The sequence below is a fragment of the Nocardia sp. 2TAF39 genome (assembly GCF_052114905.1).
Classification (GTDB): domain Bacteria; phylum Actinomycetota; class Actinomycetes; order Mycobacteriales; family Mycobacteriaceae; genus Nocardia.
In genome coordinates this window covers 1-21,806 of the sequence record NZ_JBFRFQ010000040.1, presented here as the reverse complement: position 1 = coordinate 21,806, position 21,806 = coordinate 1, and the positions used below count along the sequence as shown (strand labels likewise).

Here is a 21,806-nt window from a genome sequence, read left to right as displayed (position 1 = left end):
GTGCGCTTGCGTCGACGCCCCCGCTGGAGTCGCCACCGCCATCGAGCGCTGGGGCGATGATCCTGCCGCCCGAATCCTGTCCCAACATATCGCCGACGCCGTGGCCGAGCTTTGGCTCGTTGCGGGCGCGACAGAGCGGAGGCCCCTCCGACGCGGCAGTCCTGCGCACGCACGCGAGGGGCCGGAATCAGGTGATATCGCGGCGCCACCATTCGGGTCAACCGCGACCACTGTTCGCCTGTGTGCAGGCGGCGTCGCCGCGGCCCGGAGTGGTCGAATTTCGCGCACCTTCCAAGTGTCGCTGATCCCGCTCGCCACCGGGTGGATCGCCGATAGCGTTGGCCACCGCGCCAGCGGCGACGTATGCGGCACTGTCCCTCGTTCATATCGCTATCTCGTGCTCTGTCGGGAAGCGGTCGATCGACGTGCTCGTGAGGCCGTCAGGACATGCCTGCGCCGTTTGCTGAGAATGAGAACGATCGGCGTGTTCGCGGCACCGACAATGGTTGCGCTCAATTGGCCGGTGGTGCCGATGGCGCTGATCTTTTATGCCTGCTCAGCAATTTACCGCCGGATATTCTGCGCCGATCATTGTCGCGCTAATCCGCCACGCGGACGGCGTATCCCGCGTTGGCCAGTGCGGTGAGGACGTCGTCGCGATGGGTGGGGCCCCTGGTCTCCAGGGTCAGGGACACTTCCACTTCGTCGACCGCCAGCCGGGTGCCCGTCCGCGAGTGCGCCACGTCGACGACGCTCGCTCCGGTCTTGCCGACCACCGCGAGCAGCGCGCTCAGTCCGCCGGGGCGGTCGGAAATCGTCACGCGCACAGCGAGATAGCGACCCGCCGCGCTCAAACCGTGGCCGATCAGACGGGTCAGCAGCAGCGGGTCGATATTGCCACCGGACAGGATCGCGCAGACTTTCCCGCGGAGATCGAGTTCGTCCCGCGCGAAACTCATCAGCGCGGCGACGGCCGCTGCTCCGGCAGGCTCGACGATCAGTTTCGCGCGCTCCAGGCACAGCAGCAGCGCCGTCGACAGCGCCTCCTCGTCCACCGTCAGCATGGTCGAAACGTATTCGGCGACATGGGCGAACGGCACGGCGCCCGGCAGTCCGACAGCAATGCCGTCGGCCATCGTCGACATCCGGCCGACCCGGACCGGCTGGCCCGCTGCCAGCGAATCCGGCCACGCGGCCGCCTCCGCCGCCTGCACCCCGACCACGCGCACGTGTGGTGCCAGGTGGTGCAGCGCGACGGCGACACCGGCCAGCAATCCGCCGCCCCCGGTCGGGACGAGCACAGTGCCCACTTCGGGCAGTTGGTCCAGGATCTCCCTGCCGACCGTCGCCTGGCCTGCCACGATGTCGGGATGGTCGAACGGGTGGATCAGCGTCGCTCCGGTCCGGTCGGCGAAGTCGAGCGCGGCGTCGAGCGAGTCGTCGACGGTCTCGCCGACCTGGCGCACCTCCGCGCCGTACGCCTTGGTCGCCACCAATTTGGGCAATGACGCCCCGATCGGCATGAACACCGTCGACGCGATGCCGAGCGAGGTCGCCGCCCACGCGACCCCCTGCGCATGGTTGCCCGCGCTCGCGGCGACGACACCGCGCGCTCGCACGTCCTGCGGCAGGTTCGCGATTCGTTTGTAGGCACCACGCGGCTTGAACGACCCCGTCCGCTGCAAGTTCTCACACTTCAGCCAGACCTCGCTGCCCACGCGCTCGGACAACACCCGAGACGCCACCATCGGCGTCCGCCGGATCACCGGAGCGAGCAACTCCGCGGCCGCCTCGACCCTCGCCATCTCGACCAATTCCATGCCGCCATGCTGCCATCCTGGGTGTGGACGGCCTCGGTGTCAGGCGGTCTTGGCGAGGTTGTGAGCCAGTGTGCCGAGCCGCGCCATGCGAGCGTCGCCGAGCGGTGTGACCCTGCTGCCGAGGCGATTGGTGATGAAGGCGAGCGACATCCCGGTCGTGGGGTCGGCAAAACCGCCCGAGCCGCCGAGCCCGAAGTGGCCGAAGGCCGACACCGGTCCGTTCCAGCATCGCATGCCCGCGGCACGGCGCTGCGCACCCTTCCACGCGACCGGTCGGTACTGTGAAGACGTTTCCTGACCGTCACAAAGGTGACCAGGAACGCAACACGGCTCGCCTAGCGTGTTGCCATGCCATCGAGACGACGTTCGGCGCTGCTCGCGAGGTTGGTCGTCGATGAACCCGGCCGGCCGCAAGTGATCCTCGGCGAACTACGCCGGGTGATCCTGGACGGCGCGGTGCCGCCCCGCACCGTCATCCCGCTGCGCGAGGTGGCGGAGCTGTTCGGGGTGAGCCATATCCCGGTGCGCGAGGCACTCAAGACACTGATCGGGGAGGGCCTGGTCACGCACGAGCCGCACAGCGGGTACACGGTGGCCCAGCTGACCGCCACCGAACTGCGCGAGATGTACATTGTGCGCGAAACCCTGGAGACGGCGTCACTGGCCGCGGCGGCGATGAACCACTCGGACGCCGACCGTGCGCAGCTGCTGCAGGTGAACGCGCGCCTCGAACAGGCCATCCGTGACGACGACCCGGTTGCCTACCATCGTCAGTCCCGCGTCTTCCACGTCGCGCTGACCAGGCCGTCGCGGATGTTCCGGCTGCTGCACATGCTCGAATCGGCATGGAATGTCACCGAGCCGGTGCAGTCGATGGTGCACATCGGCCCGGCCGACCGGGTGCGCTTGCACACCGACCACGCATTGATGCTCGACGCGTTCCTCGCCAGGGACGTCGATCGCCTGCTGCTCATCGCCGAAGGGCATCACCGCAGGTTGGAGACGGTGATCGAGACGCTGCCGACCGACAGGGGGCTGCTGGCGCCGGAAGATATATCTGCGGCGCAATAGCCGGGAAATAACAGCGCAACGGACGGGCAACAGCCGGTTCCTACCGTCGTGTCGATCACAGTTCCACCCTTCGGATCGGAAACGCCAATGACCGAAACCATCGCCCCGGTGGCGCCACGCGCCGTGCCGGCCCGCACCGCACCGCCTGACAAGTACGCTCCGCGGCTCACCAACAAGGACTTGGCGCCGCTGCACACGCAGAACTGGGGCTCCTACAACATCTTCGCGTTCTGGATGTCGGACGTGCACAGCGTCGGCGGCTACGTCACCGCGGGCAGCCTGTTCGCGCTCGGCCTCGCCAGCTGGCAGGTGCTCGCGGCGCTGCTGATCGGCATCACCGTGGTCTACTTCTTCTGCAACCTGGTCGCGAAGCCGAGCCAGGTCACCGGTGTGCCGTATCCGGTCATCTGCCGTAGCGCGTTCGGCGTACTCGGTGCCAACATACCGGCCATCATTCGCGGCTTGATCGCGGTGGCCTGGTACGGGATCCAGACGTTTCTCGCCTCGGCGGCGCTGGACGTGGTTCTGGTGAAGCTCTTTCCGTCGCTCGCGCCCTACGCGGTGGCCGACGACTACGGTTTCCTCGGCCTTTCGCTGCTCGGCTGGGGCAGCTACCTGACGCTGTGGGTAGTGCAGGCCTGCGTGTTCTGGCGGGGTATGGAGTCCATCCGCAGGTTCATCGACTTCTGCGGGCCCGCGGTGTACGTGGTGATGTTCCTGCTGTGCGGCTACCTGCTCGCGAAAGCCGGCTGGGGCGCTATCGATCTGAGCCTCGGTGCGGTGCGGTACACCGGATGGGATTCGGTGCCGGTGATGCTCGGCGCTATCGCGCTCGTCGTGTCCTACTTCTCCGGCCCGATGCTGAACTTCGGCGACTTCTCCCGCTACGGAAAATCCTTCGCCGCGGTGCGCCGAGGCAACCTGCTCGGCCTTCCGCTGAACTTCCTGCTGTTCTCGCTGCTGGTGGTGATCACCGCCTCGCTGACGGTCCCGGTCTACGGGGAGTTGATCACCGACCCGGTCGCCACGGTGGCGCGCATCGACAGCACGTTCGCGATCGTGCTCGGCGCCCTGACCTTCACCGTCGCCACCATCGGCATCAACATCGTCGCGAATTTCATCTCGCCGGCCTTCGACTTCTCGCACGTGAGCCCGCAGCGGATCAGCTGGCGCGCGGGCGGCATGATCGCGGCAGTCGGCTCGGTGCTGATCACGCCGTGGAACCTGTACAACAATCCGGAGGTCATCCATTACACCCTGGAGGTGCTCGGTGCGTTCATCGGCCCGCTGTTCGGCGTGCTCATCGCCGACTACTACCTGGTGCGCAAACAGCGGGTGGTAGTGGCCGACCTGTTCACCATGTCGACGACCGGAAGCTATTGGTACCGCAAGGGGTACAACCCTGCCGCGGTCATCGCGACGGCGATCGGTGCGCTGGTCGCCGTGATCCCGGTGCTGGCCAAGGACGTCACCGGCATGTACACCGCGGCGCAGTACAGCTGGTTCATCGGCTGCGGCCTCGGGTTCGTCGCCTACTACGCGCTGGCCACCCGAACACGGTTGGCGGTGCAGGGAATTCCGGCCTGATGCGCATCCGCGTGATCAACCCGAACACCACCCGGTCGATGACCGACATGATCGAGGAGTGCGCCAGGGCCGTCGCGGGCCCCGGCACCCTCCTCGATGCGGTGACCTCGGAGATGGGACCAGCTTCGATCGAGAGTCACTACGACGAAGCGCTGAGCGTCCCCGGCCTTCTCGCCGCGATCCGGCGCGGGGAAGCCGAAGGGGTCGATGGCTATGTGCTTGCCTGTTTCGGTGATCCGGGCCTCGATGCCGCCCGCGAAGTGGCCGGGGGACCGGTGATCGGCATCGCCGAGGCTGCCATGCACACGGCAAGTCATCTCGGTCGCGGATTCAGCGTGGTCACCACGTTGGGGCGGACCGTCGGCCGGGCCGCCGATCTGGTGGAACATTATGGAATGCAACGGTTCTGCCGCGGTATCCACGCGTGTGAGATCCCGGTGCTCGCGCTGGACAGCGATCCGGAGGCGCGCAAGATCGTCACCGAGGCGTGCCGGGAGGCAGTGGAGGCGGATGGGGCCGACGCCATCGTCCTGGGATGCGCGGGCATGGCCGAACTGTGCGCGTTCCTGGGCGCCGAGGTTGGCGTGCCGGTGGTCGACGGCGTGGCGGCCGCGACGCTGACCGTGCAATCGCTGATCACCCTCGGCCTGCGGAAGTCGGGGAGGGGAGAATTCGCCACGCCGCCGGCAAAGCCGTACACCGGCCCGCTGCGGTCGTTCGGTTCCTGACCGAGATCAGGCAGCCACGGCGGAGACGAGCTTGCGTAGCTCGGCGTCCGGGTCGGCGACGTCGACAACGAGGCGGGTGACCTCCGCATTCGCCAGGTCGACCCGGATCGCGCGACCGTCGAAGCGGGTGTCCCAGAACTCCTTACGGCCCTTGCCGCGGAACGTGCCCGCTGCGATCACGCCGGGGAAGAACGTACCGGGTGCGCGCACCCACGGCGGTCGGCGGTCCACCCCGGCCTTGCCGAGTGCAATGATGTCGGACAGATCGAAGGTCAGCTGCTCGCGCAGCGCGAGTAGCTGATGCGCACCGACCACGTGGACCGTCACTGTCGTTCCCGTGACCTCGAACTCGACCATCGGGCACCTCACTTCATCGAGAACTCGTACACCGTCAAGGATGTAGAACGGTCCTGGTCGAAGCCTGTGCCGTTCCTATGAGTTCTCTCAGGTTCGGAACATTTCGTTACGCCGATATGCGCATTGATACATCGATCTCGATGCTCGCTCTCACATCACGCTCCCGTACAGCGGGATTCAGAGCGGCACGGAGGACGTGGGCTGCTCCGCCACCGGAATTCGGGCGGGCGTCGGGAAGGCCGGCGAAGCTACGTCCCGGTGATCCGAGCGTGGTCGGCGATGTCGAGGACTCCGGCCAGCCACGGGGTGTAAGCGTCCGGGTCGCTGGCCAGTGCGTCGCGCAGCGCGTCCGGCTGGACCCACGCGTAGTCGGCGACCTCGGCCGGCTCGGGTCGTGGCGCGCCGATGTCCAGCTGTCCGATCAGCACGTGGTCCCATTCGAACTCGACGCGCCCGGTGTGCCGGTCTTCGGCGTAGTAGCGGTAGATCCCCGCCTCGGTGAGCGCGGCGGTCAGACCCATCTCCTCGGTAAGCCGCACCGCTGCCGCGGTGGCGACCGGCTCATCAGGAGCGGGATGGCCGCAGCAGGTGTTGGCCCATAGCAAAGGGAACCGGGTCTTCACCGCCGCACGCTGCTGCAACAACACCCGACCCGTCGAGTCGAACAGCAGCACGGAGAACGCGCGGTGCAGCCGTCCCGGCGCTCGATGGGCTTCGGCGACCGGGCACGTGCCGACGGCGCGCCCTGCGTCATCGACGAGCTCGACGAGCAGGGCTTCCCGGTCGGCGATCGGATGGGCGATGGTCTCGGTCACCAGCCCACCATATCGGCGGCGATCAGCAGGTGCCGGGATCTGTTCACCCGGTAGACCTCCTCAGCCACACAGCCGGACCGATGGTGAAGCCGACCTGGTACTCGAAGATCGTGGTCCGAAGCGTTGGAAACCAAGTCCATCAACGTCTCGAGCGGTTTGACCATGGGCTATCTGGCATGGATCGGGTCACAGCGGACACATAATGGACATGCGGTGTGGCAAGCTCGTCTGAACACACCAGGGTGTGTGATATGGGTCACTTTCTAGGGTAGGGCCAGGAGCGATCGTGAAGATCAGTGCGAAGGATGTGATGGGGTCCGTGCAGCGGTTGATGTCGACCGCGCAGAACGGCCTCGAGGTCATCCGCTTCGGCGGCCTGACAAATGACGTGGAGTCGTCTCCGTTCGAGGTTGTGGAGCGCAGACGCATGTACCGGTTGCGCCATTACTTCCCCGACGACACCACCCCCGGCCGTCCCGTCGCCCTGCTCGTTCCCCCGCTCATGGTCAGCGCCGACATCTGGGACGTGAACGCCGACGACGGCGCTGTGGGCATCCTGCATCACGGCGGAATCGACTGCTGGGTGGTCGATTTCGGCTCGCCGGCGAGCGAGGAGGGCGGCTGGGAACGCGACCTCGCCGACCACGTGCTCGCGGTCAGCAGTGCCATCGACACTGTCACCGAGGCCACCGGCAGCGGCGTGCACCTGATGGGGTACTCGCAGGGCGGCATGTTCGCTTACCAGACCACTGCCTACCGGTACGGCAAGGGGGTGAACAGCATCGTGACCTTCGGCAGCCCGGTCGACATCGTCGCGGGCATGCCGTTCGGGCTGCCCTACGGAATGGTTTCCGACGTCGCCGACTTCCTGGCCGACCACGTGGTCACGCGGCTGCCGATCACCGACGCCATGGTGCGGATCGGCTTCCAGCTGCTCGACCCGATGAAGACGGCCAAGTCCAGGATCGATTTCCTGCGCCAGCTGCACGACCGCGAGGCCCTGTTGCCGAAGGAGCGCCAACGCCGCTTCCTCAACAGTGACGGCTGGGTCGGTTACGCGGGTCCGGCCGCGGCGGATCTGCTCAAGCAGTTCGTCGCGCACAACCGGTTGATGCTCGGCGGATTCGTGATCCGTGATCAGCCGATCTCGCTGGCCGAACTGAAATGCCCGATCCTGGCGTTCCTCGGCGAGGTCGACGACATCGGCCAACCCGCGGCGGTCCGCGGTATCGTGCGGGCGGCCCCGAACGCGGAGGTGTACGAGGCAACCCTGCCCACCGGGCACTTCGGCCTGGTGGCGGGAAGTATGGCGACCAAGCACACCTGGCCGCTGGTTCGGCAGTGGGTTGACTGGATGAGCCGCGACAAGCCGCTGCCGGCAGAGATCGTCCCGATGGCCGAGCACGTGGCGAACAATCGTCCACGTTCGGCGGCCACCCGCGTCGTGCACACCGCCGCGACCCTCGCCGAGGCGGGCGCCGGGGTGGGGAAGGCACTGGAAGGCATCGCGGGCAACACGGTGCGCGGGTCGATCGAGCTGGCCGGTGAGGCCGCGCGGGCGCTGCCCCGGCTGACCCGCCTCGGCATGATCCAGCCGCACACCCGGATCTCGCTCGGGCGGCTGCTGGCCGAGCAGGCGCGCCGCGCACCGATGAAAGACCTGTTCCTGTTCGACGACCGGGTGCACACCAACGCGGCCGTCAACGTGCGTATCGACAGCGTGGTGCGCGGCCTCATCTCGGTCGGAGTGCGGCCTGCGATGCGGATCGGCGTGGTGATGGAGACCCGGCCCAGCGCGCTCGCCACGGTCGCGGCGCTGTCCAGGCTCGGCGCGGTGGCGGTGCTGCTCGCCCCGGGCAGCGAACTGGATCGGGCGATCGAGCTCACCGGTGTCGACACCCTCGTCGCCGACCCGGAGAACCTGCGGCAGGCCGCCGCGACCAGAGCCCGGGTGCTGGTGCTCGGTGGCGGCGACGCCCGCGAGCTGGCGATCCCCAGCGGCGACGAGGTGATCGACCTGGAGCAGATCGACCCCACCCAGGTGCAGCTTCCCGCGTGGTATCGGCCGGATCCCGGTCTGGCGCGGGAGCTGGCGTTCGTGCTCGTCGCCGGCAGCGGCAACCGGCTGGAGGCGAAGTACATCACCAACCACCGTTGGGCGCTGTCGGCGTTCGGCACCGCGACCACCGCCGACCTCGACCACCGGGACACGGTGTACTGCCTTGCGCCGCTGCACCATTCGTCCGGATTGCTGGTCAGCCTCGGCGGGGCGGTCGCGGGTGGCAGCCGGATCGCGCTGGCCCGTTCGCTCGACCCGGAACGCTTCGCCGAAGAGGTACACCGTTACGGCGTCACCGTAGTGACTTACACCTGGACAATGCTGCGCGACATCCTGGATGCGGGGGTCTTCCCGGCCGGGCATCGCCACCCGATCCGTCTGTTCATCGGCTCCGGCATGCCGCCCGGGTTGTGGCGGCGCACCGTCGAGCAGTTCGAGCCTGCTCGGGTGCTCGAGTTCTACGCCTCGATCGAGGGCGACGTGGTGCTCGCCAACGTGACCGGTGCCAAGCGCGGTTGCAAAGGCAGGCCCGTGCCAGGCACCGCGAAAGTCGAACTCGTCGCCTACGACCCGGTCACCGAGCGGATCCTGGTCGACCGGTCCGGCTTCGCCCTGCGCTGCGCGGACAACGAGGTCGGTCTCCTGATCGGTAAGGCCTCCGAGGGCGTCGACCTCTCGGCGGGCGGTCTGCGCGGTGTGTTCGCCCCGGGCGACTCGTGGATGCCGACGGAGAACCTGTTCCGCCGCGACAGCGACGGCGACTACTGGCTGATGGACCGTACGGACACGGTGATCCGCACCCGCCGCGGGCCGGTCTTCGGCCAGCCGATCGTCGATGTGCTCAACGACATCACCGCCGTCGACATGGAGGGCGCCTATGGGCTCGGCGTCGGCGACCAGTGCATCGCGGTGGGCGCCGTGACCGTGCGCAAGGGTTTCCGGCTCGAGCCCGAGGACCTCACCGAGGCGCTGCGGGCGCTGGACCCCGACCAGCGTCCCGACCTGGTCTACGTGGTGGACGAGATCCCGCGCAGTGCGTCCTACCGACCCTCCGCCCGGGTGGTGCAAGATGCCGGTCGGCCGCGGCCAGGGCCCGACACCTGGTGGTACAACCGGGCGTCGGAGGCCTATGAGGTCCTCACCGAGGACCAGGCGCGCGTCGTACTCGGCGGCTGACGCGTCGGCGCCTGGAACGAAGCCGACCCCTTGCCCGGGAACTGCGGCAGGGGTCGGATCGGTCAGAGCACCCGGTTCACCCCGTGTAGGTCGTGACGCCGCCGATGACGCGGTCGAGTTGCTGGGTCGTGAGCATCGGATACAGCGGCAACCGCACGATCGTCGCCGAGAACCGGGCGCTGCGTGTGCACGGCACCGGTGTGCGGCCGTACTTCAACCCCGCCGGGCTGGAATCCAGCGGGATGTAGTGGAACGGCGCCACGATGCCCTGCCCGGCCAGGTGCCTGATCATGCTGTCGCGGCTCGCCTCGGTCGGCATCCGCAGGTAGAACAGGTGCGCGGGGTGCTCGCGATCCGGTGGCACCCGCATGAGCTGGACATCCCTGCGCCGGGCCCAGTCGGGTAACGCGGCCGCGTAGGTGTCCCATACCCGGTGGCGCTGCCGCTGGATCATGTCGAATTCGTCCAGCTGGGCGTCGAGTACCGCGGCGTTGAGTTCACTCGGCAGGTAGCTGGAGCCGATGTCCTGCCACGAGTACTTGTCCACTTGACCGCGGAGGAACTGGGCCCGGTCGGTCCCCTTCTCCCGCATGATCTCCGCGCGCGCCATCAGGATGTCGTCGGAGAGCAGCAATGCGCCGCCCTCGCCGCAGTGCACGTTCTTGGTGTCGTGGAAACTCTGCGTGCCCATCGTGCCGATGGTGCCGAGCTTGCGGCCGCGCCAGGTGCCGCCGAGTCCGTGCGCGTTGTCCTCGATGAGGGCGAGCCCGTGCCGCTCGGCCACCGCGAGCAGCGTCTCCATATCGGCTGCGACGCCGCCGTAGTGCATGACGAGCACGGCTTTGGTGCGCTCGGTGATCGCGTCGGCGACGGCGGCGGGGTCGATGTTGCCCGTCTCCTCGTCGATGTCGACGAAGACGCAGGTCGCGCCACGCAGCGCCACCGAGGTCGCGGCCGATGTGAACGCGAAACTCGGCACGATGACCTCGTCGTCCGGGCCCAGCTCGAGCAACAGCCCGCCCAGTTCGAGGGCATGCGTGCACGAGGTGGTCAGCAGCGCGTGCGGTGCGCCGGTGATCTCCTTCAACTTCGCCGTGACCGACTTGGTGAACTGCCCATCACCATGGCTGTGGTCGGAACTCAAGACCGCCTCGAGGTTCGCAAGCTCGCGGCTGGCGCGGAACGGCCGACTGAATATGATGCGGTCCGTCGTCACTCCCCCTGATCCTTCTCCGTCGCGGCCGCTGCTATGGCGGCGGTGTCTTGTTCGGTCACAGGATGTTGAAAGTTGTCCGGCCGTTCGATGCCCTCCGGGCGCGGAGTGGGCGAGTCGACGGTGAGATAGAGCGGCTTGCCGACCAGGATGTGCAGTGCCACGCCGAGGTACTCGGCGATCAGGCCGAGCGAGAACAGGATCGCACCCGAGCAGAGCAGCAGCACGACGATCATCGAAGCCCAGCCTTCGGGGTCGTTGTTCGCGCCGAACAATGCCTGGAAGATGATGACCGCCGCCATGACCCCGCCGGCCAGCGCAAGCGTGACACCGAGCAGGCTGACCAGACGCAGGCCACGAGTTCCGCTGCACAGCACCATCTTCCAGAACAGCGAGAACAGTCGTCGGTAGTTGTAGCCGGACTCCTCACGCCCCTCGGCACGCAGCACTACAGGTACCGAGATGGTGTTGCCGACCACCCAGGTCAGCGCGACATCGAGGTAGGCGCCGTTGGCGGCGACCTCGGCGAGCTGGCGCCCGATGTCGCCGCGAATCAGCCGGAAGCTTTCGAATCTGGTCGAATCGGGAAAGGCGAACACCGTGGCGAGCACGATCTTCGCGCCGCGTGAGGTGAGATTCCGCAGCAAGCCGTGCGGCCGCGTGTTGCTCGGCTTGGAGTAGACGAGGTCGGCGCGTCCAGCCAGCGCCGCATCCAGGAAGTCGGCGATGAAGACGGGATCGTGCTGGCCGTCCTCGTCCATCGTGACGATCCATTCGCCCCTGGCCGCGGCCATGCCCGCGATGGTCGCCGCGTCCTGGCCGAAGTTGCGGCTCAGCCACACCGCGCGGACCTGGGGAAACTCCCGCGCGAGACGTTGCACAACGACATCGGAGCGATCCGGTCCGTTGTCGTGGACCAGGATGATCTCGTCGATGACGAACGAGATGTCACCACTGGTGCGACTCGGCCGGCCGTAGCGGTCCAGCTCTTCGACCAGTGCGCTGATCGTTTGTTCGCCCCGGTACACGGGCACCACGACGGAGACCGAATGCACCCGCTCCGAAACATTACGATCCGACCCGGCAGGCGGCAGGACGTTCGACGCCACCAGGTTGGTTCGGGGAGTATGTGCGGAAGGAATCGGCATTTGCGAGATCGACTTTCGACGACGGGGCGTGCCAGGAACTCGTCGCTGGTGGCTGAGCCCGAGCCGCCGTGAACTCTAACACGCGATCCGGCGCGCCCCGTGCCGCGGCCGGTGCGGTCACCGAGCCTACGGCGACATCGACTTTGCGTCCTCGGACGGTGCCATCGCGAGGGCTTGCCTGTAGGGTCTGTGACTCGTGGTGGAAAGTAGAACCCTTGCTTCGCGAGACGTCTACACATGGGGCTTCATTACCGCGCTCGGGGTGATCGCGGGGTACGGCGCGGTTCTGCTGGCCAACGTCCGGCATTTCTACACCGACGACACCGAGTCGCAGTACGCGCCGCTGTGGGTGATGCTCGGCAGACACCTGCGCGAAGGGCAGTTCCCGGCGCTGGTTCCCGAACACTGGATGGCGGGCAACTACGCCATCGAAGAGGCGGGCCTACTCAATCCGCCGCAGCTGCTGATCGATCTGATCGCGCCCTCCGTCGGCAACCTCGCGTTGTATGCCACCGTGGTCAAACTGATCTTTGCCATCATCCTCGGGCTCGGCGTCTACCGGATCTGTCTGGCCTACGGCGCGAAGGCACCGTGGGCGGCGGTGGCCGGTAGTGCCATCCCGTTCACCGGATGGTTGCTGTTCTTCGACGAAGCCAGCTGGATGACCGCGCTGACCGGCACGGCTTGGTTGGTGCACGCGTGGGCCTCCGGTGTGCGCTACGCGCGTGGACACAACGGGCCGATTCCGACGTTCGTCTTCCTCTACCTGGCCATCTCGGTGCAGTACATCTTCCCGGCGGTCGAGGCCGGTCTGATGATCGGCGCCGTCGCGGTCGGTGAACTCGTCTTCCAGAAGAAATGGCGTCCGCCGCTGCGCCTGCTCACGGTGGCGGTTTGTGCCGCGCTGGCCGGTCTTGCGACCTATCTGCCGAGCATGCTGTCGGCGAAGGTGACCTGGCGGGGCACGGCGCAGATCAACAACGATCAGTTCCTCACCGTGCCGTGGTCGGAGTCGCTCAACGCGAGCCTGCCCAGCACGCTGCCCGCGTTCAGCTCCTGGTGGGGCTACGTGCAGCCGATGCCGGTGGTTTACATCGCCTGGTTCCTGATTCCGGCGCTGGCCTTCGTCGACTGGCGTAAAGCGCTCGATTCGGCGCGTGAGCTCACCGCGCCCGCGTTGTTCGCGGTGATGGCGCTGATGTGGACCGCCGGACCCGGCACCATCGGCCCCCTGCGCTGGCCCGCTCGGGTGCTGCCGATGGTGGCGCTTGGCCTGCTGGTGCTGGTGTGCGTGCTGCTCGGTCGGTTCGCGACCTTCGACGGGTGGCGGCGGCGCGGTGTCGCCGCCGCGGTGCTCATCGGTCTGCTCTGGGCGCGATCGTTCTCGGCGGCTCCCCGCGAGGTGGTGTGGCACGTCGTCGCGGCGCTGGCGGTGGTGGCGCTCGGGGCCGCGGTGGTGTGGCTCGGGCGCAGCCGGGGAACGGTCGCGGCCTGTGCGCTGGTGATCGTTTCGGTGTTCCCGATCGCGTATCTGCAAGTGTGGGCCGCCCAGCCGACGCCGATGAGCTGGAACCTGCCGGAGAACCGGTCAGAGATGAAGGCCGCCTTCCCCGACTTCCCGGGCACCACCCTGCAACTGGCCGATCGTGCGCTGATCCAGCCCGGCGAGCGGACCCTGCAGGGTGCGTACGGGTCGCTGGTGTTCGGCAACTACGCCAAAGACCTCGAGCTGACGTACGTCAGCGGATATACCCCGAACGGGCACTACTGGTTCGGCGACATGCTGTGCATGCGCTGGGACACCAGCGTCTGCCCCGACGCCTACCGGCGCGCTTTCGCGATCGAGCCGACCACCGGCAGGACCATCGTCGACCTGATGATGGTCGACCGTGTCGTGTTGCAGCGCGCCCTGTACCCCGACGCGCGAAACCAGCCTGCGCCGCCCGGTTGGAAGTGGGTCGACTACCCGGGGCATGAGAAGTACATCGCGGTGCTGGAACGCGAAGATGGCCTGATCTCGGCCCGGAACGGCCGGGTCGCCACTGTGCAGGGTGGCACCGCCACATCGGTCGCCGAATCGGATATGACCAGCCGGGTGCGCGTGAGTTCGGACGAGGGCGGCTGGGTCGTGTTCGCGCGGCTCGGCTGGCCTGGTTACCGCGTGACCCTCGACGGCCGTGACATCCCCTTCCGGGTGGTCGCGAAAACCTTTGTGGCTGTGGATATCCCGGCGGGTACGAAGGCCGGCGACCTGGTGCTGACCTGGCGGCCGCCGGGCTGGAAGATCGGCGGCGCAGCCGCACTGCTCGGGCTGCTCGGCGTCGGCGCGCTGGAGTGGGCCGCTGTGCGCGGCAGGCGACGCACGAACGAGTCCGCCGAACCGAGCGAGGAGCCGACGCCGGAGAACACCGCTGCCGCGGAACGCACCGAGCCCGATCTGGCGGACGCCGTCCGATGAGCGCGGCGGACCCGGTCGGCGCACGCGCGGCGGACGGGCGGCACCGGGGCGAGGCGGCGCGGATTGTGCCTGCTTCGGATGCGCCGCAATCGGCAGATGCGGAGCCGGACGGCGTCGACCTCGCCGCGCCCGTGGCCGTCGATTCAGGGCCGCTGTTGCGGATGGTGCGACGGCAGGAGATCGCGTTCGCCATGGTCGGTGTGGCGAACACCGCCCTCGGCATGCTCCTGACGGTGATGTGGCTCGCGGTGCTCGGCGACCGGCTACCTGCTGCCGTAGCGCCCGCCGCGGCTTACAGCATCAGCGTGGTCGTCGCGTTCGTGCTGCACCGGACCTTGGTGTTCCGGGTGCGTGGGCACCTGGTACGGGATTTCTTCGCTTTCGTCGGCGTGAACTCCGGTGGGCTGGTGCTGAATATGTTGCTGCTCCAGCTAGCCGTGTCGGTCCTGCACCTGCCCAGCATTCCGTCGGCAGTCGTGGTGATGGCGCTGGTCGCGGCCGCGAGCTTCTTCGGGCACCGGCACATCTCGTTTCGCCGCGCGCCCGCGGCCACCGCGGACGGTTCCCGGCCGGACGTGCACGGGAGGTAGGTTCACCGTATGCCTGAGCACACCACGTTGGACGCCACACTGCTGAGCCTGTTGGCCTGCCCGCAGGACAAGGGCCCGCTACACCTGGTCCGTGCCGCCGACGGCAGCACGCTGCTCTACAACCCGCGCCTGCGGCGGGCATACCCCGTCGAGAACGGCATCCCGGTGCTGCTCACCGACGAAGCAAGGGACGTGACCGACGTCGAACACGAGGCGTTCACCGCTGCGCAGGCCGACACCTGACCCCTGCTCGAGACATCTCCTGGTCGATCGCAGCCTGCCGCTACCCGCCCATCCACCCTTGTTTCGCCGTGAGTCGCCTGTCGCGATTGTGGGCGAGGACGCCCCTCGGCAACGGATCCGTCACGTTCGAGTGCGGCCATTGACCGGGCGAAGCGGGGTCCGCCATGATCATTTACACCTCGAGAAGGTCCGGACGCTCCAGTGCAGGGGCGTCCGACCAGCCTGGTGAGCGATGCAGGCCGCGAAAGGGTAGAGAAGTCAGGAGCGTAATGAGCAGCTTGCGTTTACGTAACTGGACAGCTCGATGTGCGATCGTCTTCGGTGTCGTGTCAGTGGGATTCGCCATGGCGGTGCCCGCGCAGGCCGAACCGCTCTGGCCGGGCGGCCCGGATATTCCCGGTATCCCCGGGCTGATTCCGTCCCCACCGCCCCCACCGGCCACAGCGCCCTGCTCTTCGGCGGCCCGTGCGTGCCTGCGGCTCTCGACCGACGACGCCTGGCTGATGGATGACGGCCGAGTGACCTACGGCCCGACCCCGGTTTCGCACGGGATGCCGGGATATGAGACACCGCCCGGTGTCTTCCGCGTTTCGTTCAAGCGTGAGTTCCACTGGAGCACAATGCACAACGCTCCGATGCCGTATGCGGTCTTCTTCAACGGCGACATCGCTTTCCATGTGGGACCGATCGAGAAGAAGTCGCACGGTTGCGTCCGGATGCTCCACGAGGGTGCCAAGGCGTTCTACGAGTATCTGAATCCCGGTGACATTGTCGAAGTCGTGGAGTGACCGGTCCGCCGCGTCTGTGCCAACCACACGGTAATCATGACGATTTCTGACCGATGTCGCCGGTGAGATAGCGCTGGAGCGTGGGCCCCACCGTTGCGACCAGGTCAGAGGCCGGCATGGATGCCATCGGCTCGACGCCGATGATCTTGCGGGCCACCAGGACGCCGATCATCTGCGACCCCACCAGCGCGACCCGGGCGCGACCGTCGTCGTCCGCGGTGGCGATGCGCTGCCTGACTCGTTCCAACACGACCTCGAGGATGAACGTCCTGGCCAGCGATGGGTCGTCGTTGCCTGCCAGGATGCTGCGGACCACCGCGACGATCCCGGGACCCGCTGGGGAGTCCCATACGGCGACCACCGCACGAATGATGTTCTCGCCCAACTGGTCCAGCGGCACCGAGTCGATGATCCGCAACGTCGTGTCCGGGTCGACCGGTAGTTCCACCACCGCGGCGAAGAGCCCCTGTTTGGTGCCGAAGTAGTGGTGCACCAGGGCCGGATCGACACCGGCATCGGTGGCGATCGCGCGGACCGAGGTCTTGTCGAAACCGGCGTCGGAGAAGCGGATACGGGCAGCCGCGAGGATCGCCGCGCGGGCGCCGGACTGTCCTGGTCTGCGACCGGAGCGGGTGGGGCGGTCGGCGCCGTCGGATCCCTTGTCTGTGGTCACGCCGTCCGCCGTCGTAGCGTCGCCGCGCCGAGGCACAGGGCGACGATGGTGAACCCGGCGACAATGGCCAGGTCGCGCCACATCTCGCTGGTCACCTCCGGGTGCGAGGAAACCTGTTGCAGCGCGTCGACCGCGTAGCTCAACGGCATCACGTTGCTGATCGCCTCCAGCCAATCGGGCAGCTGGCCGCGCGGAACGAGCAAGCCGCACAGGAAGATCTGCGGCGCCACTACGACCGGCATGAACTGTACAGCCTGGAATTCGGTGCGCGCGAAGGCGCTTGCCAGCAGACCGAGGGCGACGCCGCACACCGCGTCGACCACCGCGATCAGCACGACCCAGCCGGGGCTGCCGGCCGAGTCGAGCCCGAGCAGGCCGAACGAGACCAGACAGGCGACGGCCGCCTGCGCGGCCGCGGCCAGCGAGAAGGCTGTGCCGTACCCGGCGAGCAGATCGAGCTTCGACAACGGCGTGGACAGCAGCCGCTCCAGCGTGCCCGAGGTGCGTTCGCGCTGCATGGCGATCGCGGTGATCAGGAACATCACGATGAATGGCAGGATGCCGAGCATGGCGATACCGACCCGGTCGAAGAGCGAGACCGAGTTCAGCGGGTTGGTCGGGGTGTCCTTGTAGATGAAGTACAGCAGCGACATCAGCAGCGCGGGGACCACCAGGATCATGGCGACGGTGCGGTGGTCGTTGCGCAGCTGTCGCAGGATGCGGCCGGTGGTCGCGGCGTAGGGTCGCAGCGTCGGTATGCGCCGCGTCGCGGGTTCGAGGGTGGCGGTCATGCGTTCTGTCCCATCGTGATCAGGGTGAGGAAGGCGGTCTCCAGGTTCTGTTCGCCGGTCTCCGCGCGGAGCTCGTCGGGGCTGAGCTGGGCGAGCAGGTGCCCGTCGCGCATCAGCAGCAGTCGGTCGCAGTGTTCGGCCTCGTCCATGACGTGGCTGGACACCAGCAATGTCGTTCCGCCCGCGGCCAATTCGCGGAATTGCTTCCAGAGGTCCACGCGCAGAACGGGATCCAGGCCGACGGTCGGTTCGTCCAGGATCAGCAGCTCGGGCTGGGCGACCAGGGCGCAGGCAAGCGAGGCTCGGGTCTGCTGGCCGCCGGAGAGCTCGTCGCCGCGCTGGTGGGCGTGGGTGTTCAAGCCGACCGCCACGATGGCGTCGTCGATGGCGTCGCGGTCGCGGCCGTAGAGCGCGCCGAAGTACGCGACGTTCTCGCGGACGCTGATGTCGGAGTAGATGCTCGGCGCCTGGGTGACATAGCCGATCCGGTGGCGTAATTCCGCCGAGCCCGCCGGGCGGCCGAGCGCGGAGATATCGCCGGATTCGACGATCTGGGTGCCGACGATGCTGCGCATCAGCGTGGTCTTACCGCAGCCGGACGGGCCGAGCAGTCCGGTGATCGAGCCGCGCGGGATGGTCAGCGACACGTCGTGCAGGACTTCGCGGCCGCCGCGGGAGACTCGCAGGTTCCGGACGTCGACGGCCGGGGTTCGCATCGGTTGCGACATCGTCGCCTCAATTCATCGAGTGTTGAATTCACTATGTGATGAATTTAGCGCGGGCGCGACGAACGGGCAAGCGTCGATCGCGTGTTGTCCCCGGAGGTCAGTGGCCGTGGTGAGTGGGTGTCGTCCCCGCTCTCTCGCCCGGCTCGACGACGGCGAACTGGCCCATCATTCCCTGGTCCTCGTGCCATAGCAGATGGCAATGATACATATACGGCGAGTTCGGATCGGCCGGGCCGTCGAATCGCATGGCCAGCCGCACCGTGCCGTCGGGTGGCAGGAAGACGGTGTCCTTCGGGCCGCTCAGCGCGGCGGGCGGTGCGCCGCCGTCCACCGTGAGCACCCGGAACTGGACGTCGTGGATATGGAAGTTGTGCGGCATGCCGTCGTTGTTGTGCACCACCCAGGTCTCCGCAGTGCCACGGGTGACGGTGAAATCGATGCGGTTCATCGCCATCGGCGTGCCGTTGATTCCGGCGAGATTCATCTCGAAGCGCCGTTCCCGCACCGAATCGGTGCCGTCCGGCGCGACGGGGCGCGCCAGCGTTGCTGGGAGGTCCGGTGACGGCCGCAGCGTGTCGGCCGCACGCAGCTCGAGGATGTCGAATGTGTCGTCGCCTCCGGAGAATCGCTGTGTCCAGAAGCCGAGTCCGGCGTCGAGTTCATTGCTGCGCAACACCGTTCGTTCGCCGGGCCGCACCCGTACTACGATCTCGGCCCGCTCGCCGGGGGAGAGCCGTAGCCGATCCAGTGCGATCGGATGCTCTATCAGGCCGCCGTCGGTGGCGACGAGGGAGAACGGGCGCGCATCGGAAAATCCGAAGGTGTAGGTCCGCGCGGTCGAGGCGTTGAGCAAGCGCAGGCGCACGAGTTCGTCGACGATGTTCCGGTATGGCGTCAGCGTCCCGTTGACCATAGTCCGATCACCGAGGAATCCGACGTCTCGGAAGATCGCGTGGGAGGAATCGAACGCCGCGCCGTTGAATTTCACATCCTGGACGATCACCGGTAGGTCGTCCACGCCGTAGGTGTCGGGGAGGGCGAGGGATGCGGACACGTCGTCGTCGAGCAGGAACATGCCGGCCAGCCCCCGCCGGACGTGCGTTTCGGTCGTGCCATGCGGATGTGGGTGGTACCAGAGCGTCGCTGCGGGTTGATCTACGGTCCAGTGCGGCGTCCAGGTGGCGCCGGGCTGCACCATCTGGTGCGGACCTCCGTCCATCGCGGCGGGCAGGTGCATTCCATGCCAGTGCACGGTGGACGCCTCCGGCAGGTTGTTGCGCACGGCGACCGCCACCTTCTCCCCGCGCCTGGCCCGCAGCGTCGGCCCGAGATAGTCGCCGTTGAATCCCCATGTCTGTGTGGCCTGGCCGGGCAGGAATCCCTTTCGCCCCGAGCGCATGTCGAGTTCGAATGTGCGGGTCCCGTCGGCTTCCATTCGCGAGGGCGCCAGCGGAGGGATAGCGAGTTCGTCGACGAATCGCGTGCTGCCGACGGTGGACACAGTCGCCTCGATGTACACCCATGTGACGCCGGCGCCGATCAGTAGTACCAGCAACGTCAGGAACGTGACGAGGACGACAAGCAACCGCCGCCACGTGCGCGGCTGGGAATTCGACGACATGGCATGACGGTAGAAAACGGCGGTGCCACGACACATCCGGGAGCATCCCCATTTCTTCCCTGGTTCGCGCACGATGTCCGCCTCGTGACAGTCAGGGTCACCTCGGCTTCGACGCGCGGAGTGACGCCCCGCGTTCTAGGCTCCCGCCGTGACCAATCAGAGCGCGGAGCTGTCCGCCGCCGGCGGGCAGGTGCGGGCCTCGACGCTCGAACTGTTCTTCGACCTCGTCTTCGTATTCACCATCTCGTGTTTCGCGGTCAGGCCGCGGCGTTCTCCCAGGCCAAGCGGATAGTCCGAATTTGTTCGGGGGTCGGGTCAGAGGGTAGGTCGGCACAATATTGAGCGGCGATGAGCGTGCGGCGCAGCTTGGCGAGCATGTCGGAATAGCTCGGGTGGGTTTTGGTGAGGTACCAGCGGGACCGCTGGCGGTGTTCGGTGACGACAGCGGGTGAATGCCCGGCGAGGTGGTACCACAGGACCACGAGGGTCTGGGTGAGCATCCCGAACGGGACGGTCCGCTCGACCGCCGCCCGGGTGCGGTTGCGGGCCTCCCCGGCCCCGGTGACGTGCTTTGTCTGAAAAAATGCGAGCTCCACGGACCACCTCTTCGAGTAGCGTTCGATCAACTCAGCGGCGGGTGTGGTGGTGTCGGTGGTCAGCAGCGCCAGGCCGGGGCGGCGGGGCTCGCGTACCACCAGGTCCCGCACCGGTTGGGATCTGAACGCGCCGTACCACAGGCAGCGGCGTTCGTGCACGGTCACGGTCGCGGTGCGGCCATACCGGGTCACGACGACCTGCTCACCCGCGGGCGCGGCGGCCAGATCGGCCGGTGTGCCGATCCTCGCGCCCCGGGTGCGGGGACGACCTCGCCGGCCGCGCATGTTGGGTGGGTCGTCGACGTCGGGGTGCACCTCGAACAGGGCGGCGTTACGGGGCAACGGCCCGGTCAACGTCACGTTCATGGGCAGCCGCCGCAGGGTGCTGCACACGTAGGCGCTGTCGGCGACCACGTCGATGACGCGGTCGGGGCGGGCCGCGGCGATCCGGGTGATCAGCTCGCGAGCAAGCACGGTTTTGGTCGGCCCGCCGGGTCGCCACAGCCTGAACAGCACCGGCAACGCGATCGGACGCTCGGCGAAGGGCAGCGCCACCACTACCGCAGCGACCACGAAGGTTGTGCCGCGCGACAGTTTGGCCTGACCTTTGGCGACCTGACGGGAACCGTCGTAGGCCCACACCGCGCCGTGCACCTTCTTACCGCTGCGCCGAAACAACGTGTCGTCGACCGCGATCAGCAGCGGGGCGCCGGTCGGGGTGAGCCAGCCGACCACCAGGCCGAGCATCACCAGCCCGTCCTGGTCGAGGTTCCAGCGCGCAGAAGCGAAGAACCGGTGCGCGCGAGCGTGATGTCCTCCCGATCGGGCGGCTGTGAACATACCGCACACCGTCCGCCGCGCCGGGGCGGCGATCAACTCGACCGTCAGCGCGACGAAGGTGGAGAAGGTGGGGGCGGTGAAACACGGCCGGAACGCATCCAGCAAGGGCTGCAACGACTTCGGCACCGGCGGCACGGATCGGATCGACACAAACCCGCGATCATCGCGGCCCGACACCGCCGTGATCACCCGACACGCCGACATGGCCGCCGACGTGTCCCACACACGTCAGCCGCCTTCATCGCAACGCCCAATCCAGCCTGACTATTGTCAACTGTAGTGCTCGGTAATGCCGATGAGAGTAGATCTGACTCCGAGCCCAGGCGGCGTAGCCACTGAACAGTCACAGCGGCCACTAGATGAATGATTCCAAGCGGTGGGTCTCACCGCTGGTCAGTGATCGTAGGCGGTCAGTGACCGGTGGATCGGTGCGTTGGTGGTGTCGTTGTGCCAGATCGCGGCGGTGAGCGCAAGCAGGCGTTGCAGGATGCGGACGCAGACACC

Annotated in this window: 18 protein-coding genes and 2 pseudogenes; 8 read left to right on the top strand and 12 right to left on the bottom strand. The window is 67.4% G+C overall.

All coding sequences use genetic code 11. The features are described from left to right. Nucleotides 1-599: 599 nt before the first annotated feature. Together ilvA and AB4Z47_RS22635 are read right to left on the bottom strand one after the other, a co-directional pair. Nucleotides 600-1,820 carry a threonine ammonia-lyase gene (gene ilvA, locus AB4Z47_RS22640; protein ID WP_441953318.1) on the bottom strand — a complete coding sequence of 407 codons (1,221 nt, stop codon included), beginning with the start codon at nucleotides 1,818-1,820 and terminating at the stop codon, nucleotides 600-602. 39 nt (nucleotides 1,821-1,859) lie between these two features. After that, nucleotides 1,860-2,036, bottom strand: a pseudogene (locus AB4Z47_RS22635) (esterase); the annotation flags it as partial. A 132-nt stretch (nucleotides 2,037-2,168) separates the two neighbouring features. Between AB4Z47_RS22635 and AB4Z47_RS22630 the strand changes: the two are divergent. The 3 genes from AB4Z47_RS22630 to AB4Z47_RS22620 all read left to right on the top strand — a co-directional run bounded on the left by AB4Z47_RS22630 (nucleotide 2,169) and on the right by AB4Z47_RS22620 (nucleotide 5,206). Then, entirely contained in the window at nucleotides 2,169-2,891 is a 723-nt protein-coding gene (locus AB4Z47_RS22630) for a GntR family transcriptional regulator (RefSeq protein WP_441953317.1), read from the top strand. A gap of 87 nt (nucleotides 2,892-2,978) precedes the next feature. Beyond that, complete coding sequence (locus AB4Z47_RS22625) at nucleotides 2,979-4,478, top strand: NCS1 family nucleobase:cation symporter-1 (protein ID WP_441953316.1); 1,500 nt, start codon at nucleotides 2,979-2,981, stop codon at nucleotides 4,476-4,478. Then, nucleotides 4,478-5,206, top strand: a complete 729-nt coding sequence (locus tag AB4Z47_RS22620) for an aspartate/glutamate racemase family protein (protein WP_441953315.1) — start codon at nucleotides 4,478-4,480, stop codon at nucleotides 5,204-5,206. Before AB4Z47_RS22625 ends, AB4Z47_RS22620 begins: the two co-directional genes overlap by 1 nt. 6 nt (nucleotides 5,207-5,212) lie before the next feature. Here AB4Z47_RS22620 and AB4Z47_RS22615 read toward each other — a convergent pair whose 3' ends face one another. Both AB4Z47_RS22615 and idi read right to left on the bottom strand, forming a co-directional pair. Then, nucleotides 5,213-5,563 carry a hypothetical protein gene (locus AB4Z47_RS22615; RefSeq protein WP_441953314.1) on the bottom strand — a complete coding sequence of 117 codons (351 nt, stop codon included), beginning with the start codon at nucleotides 5,561-5,563 and terminating at the stop codon, nucleotides 5,213-5,215. Between the two features lie 248 nt (nucleotides 5,564-5,811). Further along, on the bottom strand, nucleotides 5,812-6,378 hold the full coding sequence (gene idi / locus AB4Z47_RS22610; protein WP_441953313.1) for an isopentenyl-diphosphate Delta-isomerase: 567 nt from the start codon (nucleotides 6,376-6,378) through the stop codon (nucleotides 5,812-5,814). A 286-nt stretch (nucleotides 6,379-6,664) separates the two neighbouring features. On the opposite strand from idi, the gene AB4Z47_RS22605 reads away from it, so the two are divergent. After that, a complete protein-coding gene (locus AB4Z47_RS22605; RefSeq protein WP_441953312.1) occupies nucleotides 6,665-9,613 on the top strand; it encodes an acyl-CoA synthetase in 2,949 nt (982 codons plus the stop codon). Nucleotides 9,614-9,689: 76 nt separating this feature from the next. Here AB4Z47_RS22605 and rffA read toward each other — a convergent pair whose 3' ends face one another. Continuing rightward, a complete protein-coding gene (gene rffA / locus AB4Z47_RS22600) occupies nucleotides 9,690-10,829 on the bottom strand; it encodes a dTDP-4-amino-4,6-dideoxygalactose transaminase (RefSeq protein ID WP_441953311.1) in 1,140 nt (379 codons plus the stop codon). Next, nucleotides 10,826-11,881, bottom strand: coding sequence for a glycosyltransferase (locus AB4Z47_RS22595; RefSeq protein WP_441953363.1), 1,056 nt, complete (start codon nucleotides 11,879-11,881; stop codon nucleotides 10,826-10,828). The genes rffA and AB4Z47_RS22595 overlap by 4 nt, the downstream gene beginning before the upstream one ends. Nucleotides 11,882-12,173: 292 nt before the next feature. On the opposite strand from AB4Z47_RS22595, the gene AB4Z47_RS22590 reads away from it, so the two are divergent. From AB4Z47_RS22590 to AB4Z47_RS22575, 4 genes are all read left to right on the top strand, one after another. Beyond that, nucleotides 12,174-14,432, top strand: a complete 2,259-nt coding sequence (locus AB4Z47_RS22590) for a hypothetical protein (RefSeq protein ID WP_441953362.1) — start codon at nucleotides 12,174-12,176, stop codon at nucleotides 14,430-14,432. Beyond that, on the top strand, nucleotides 14,429-15,022 hold the full coding sequence (locus AB4Z47_RS22585; protein WP_441953310.1) for a GtrA family protein: 594 nt from the start codon (nucleotides 14,429-14,431) through the stop codon (nucleotides 15,020-15,022). The genes AB4Z47_RS22590 and AB4Z47_RS22585 overlap by 4 nt, the downstream gene beginning before the upstream one ends. A 9-nt stretch (nucleotides 15,023-15,031) precedes the next feature. Further along, complete coding sequence (locus tag AB4Z47_RS22580) at nucleotides 15,032-15,265, top strand: Trm112 family protein (RefSeq protein ID WP_441953309.1); 234 nt, start codon at nucleotides 15,032-15,034, stop codon at nucleotides 15,263-15,265. Nucleotides 15,266-15,534: 269 nt separating this feature from the next. After that, nucleotides 15,535-16,053, top strand: a complete 519-nt coding sequence (locus AB4Z47_RS22575) for a L,D-transpeptidase (protein ID WP_441953308.1) — start codon at nucleotides 15,535-15,537, stop codon at nucleotides 16,051-16,053. 34 nt (nucleotides 16,054-16,087) lie between these two features. Here the strand turns inward: AB4Z47_RS22575 and AB4Z47_RS22570 are convergent, their stop codons facing one another. The 6 genes and pseudogenes from AB4Z47_RS22570 to AB4Z47_RS22545 all read right to left on the bottom strand — a co-directional run. After that, nucleotides 16,088-16,726 carry a TetR/AcrR family transcriptional regulator gene (locus tag AB4Z47_RS22570; protein ID WP_441953307.1) on the bottom strand — a complete coding sequence of 213 codons (639 nt, stop codon included), beginning with the start codon at nucleotides 16,724-16,726 and terminating at the stop codon, nucleotides 16,088-16,090. Then, a complete protein-coding gene (locus AB4Z47_RS22565) occupies nucleotides 16,723-17,517 on the bottom strand; it encodes an ABC transporter permease (RefSeq protein ID WP_441953306.1) in 795 nt (264 codons plus the stop codon). The genes AB4Z47_RS22570 and AB4Z47_RS22565 overlap by 4 nt, the downstream gene beginning before the upstream one ends. Next, nucleotides 17,514-18,245, bottom strand: a complete 732-nt coding sequence (locus AB4Z47_RS22560; protein ID WP_441953305.1) for an ABC transporter ATP-binding protein — start codon at nucleotides 18,243-18,245, stop codon at nucleotides 17,514-17,516. The genes AB4Z47_RS22565 and AB4Z47_RS22560 overlap by 4 nt, the downstream gene beginning before the upstream one ends. 97 nt (nucleotides 18,246-18,342) lie before the next feature. Beyond that, nucleotides 18,343-19,866, bottom strand: coding sequence for a multicopper oxidase family protein (locus AB4Z47_RS22555; RefSeq protein ID WP_441953304.1), 1,524 nt, complete (start codon nucleotides 19,864-19,866; stop codon nucleotides 18,343-18,345). Nucleotides 19,867-20,123: 257 nt separating this feature from the next. Then, the gene (locus tag AB4Z47_RS22550; RefSeq protein WP_441953303.1) at nucleotides 20,124-21,452 is read right to left on the bottom strand and encodes an IS701 family transposase; all 1,329 of its coding nucleotides are present in this window, start codon (nucleotides 21,450-21,452) and stop codon (nucleotides 20,124-20,126) included. A 243-nt stretch (nucleotides 21,453-21,695) separates the two neighbouring features. Further along, nucleotides 21,696-21,806, bottom strand: a pseudogene (locus tag AB4Z47_RS22545) (IS982 family transposase); the annotation flags it as partial.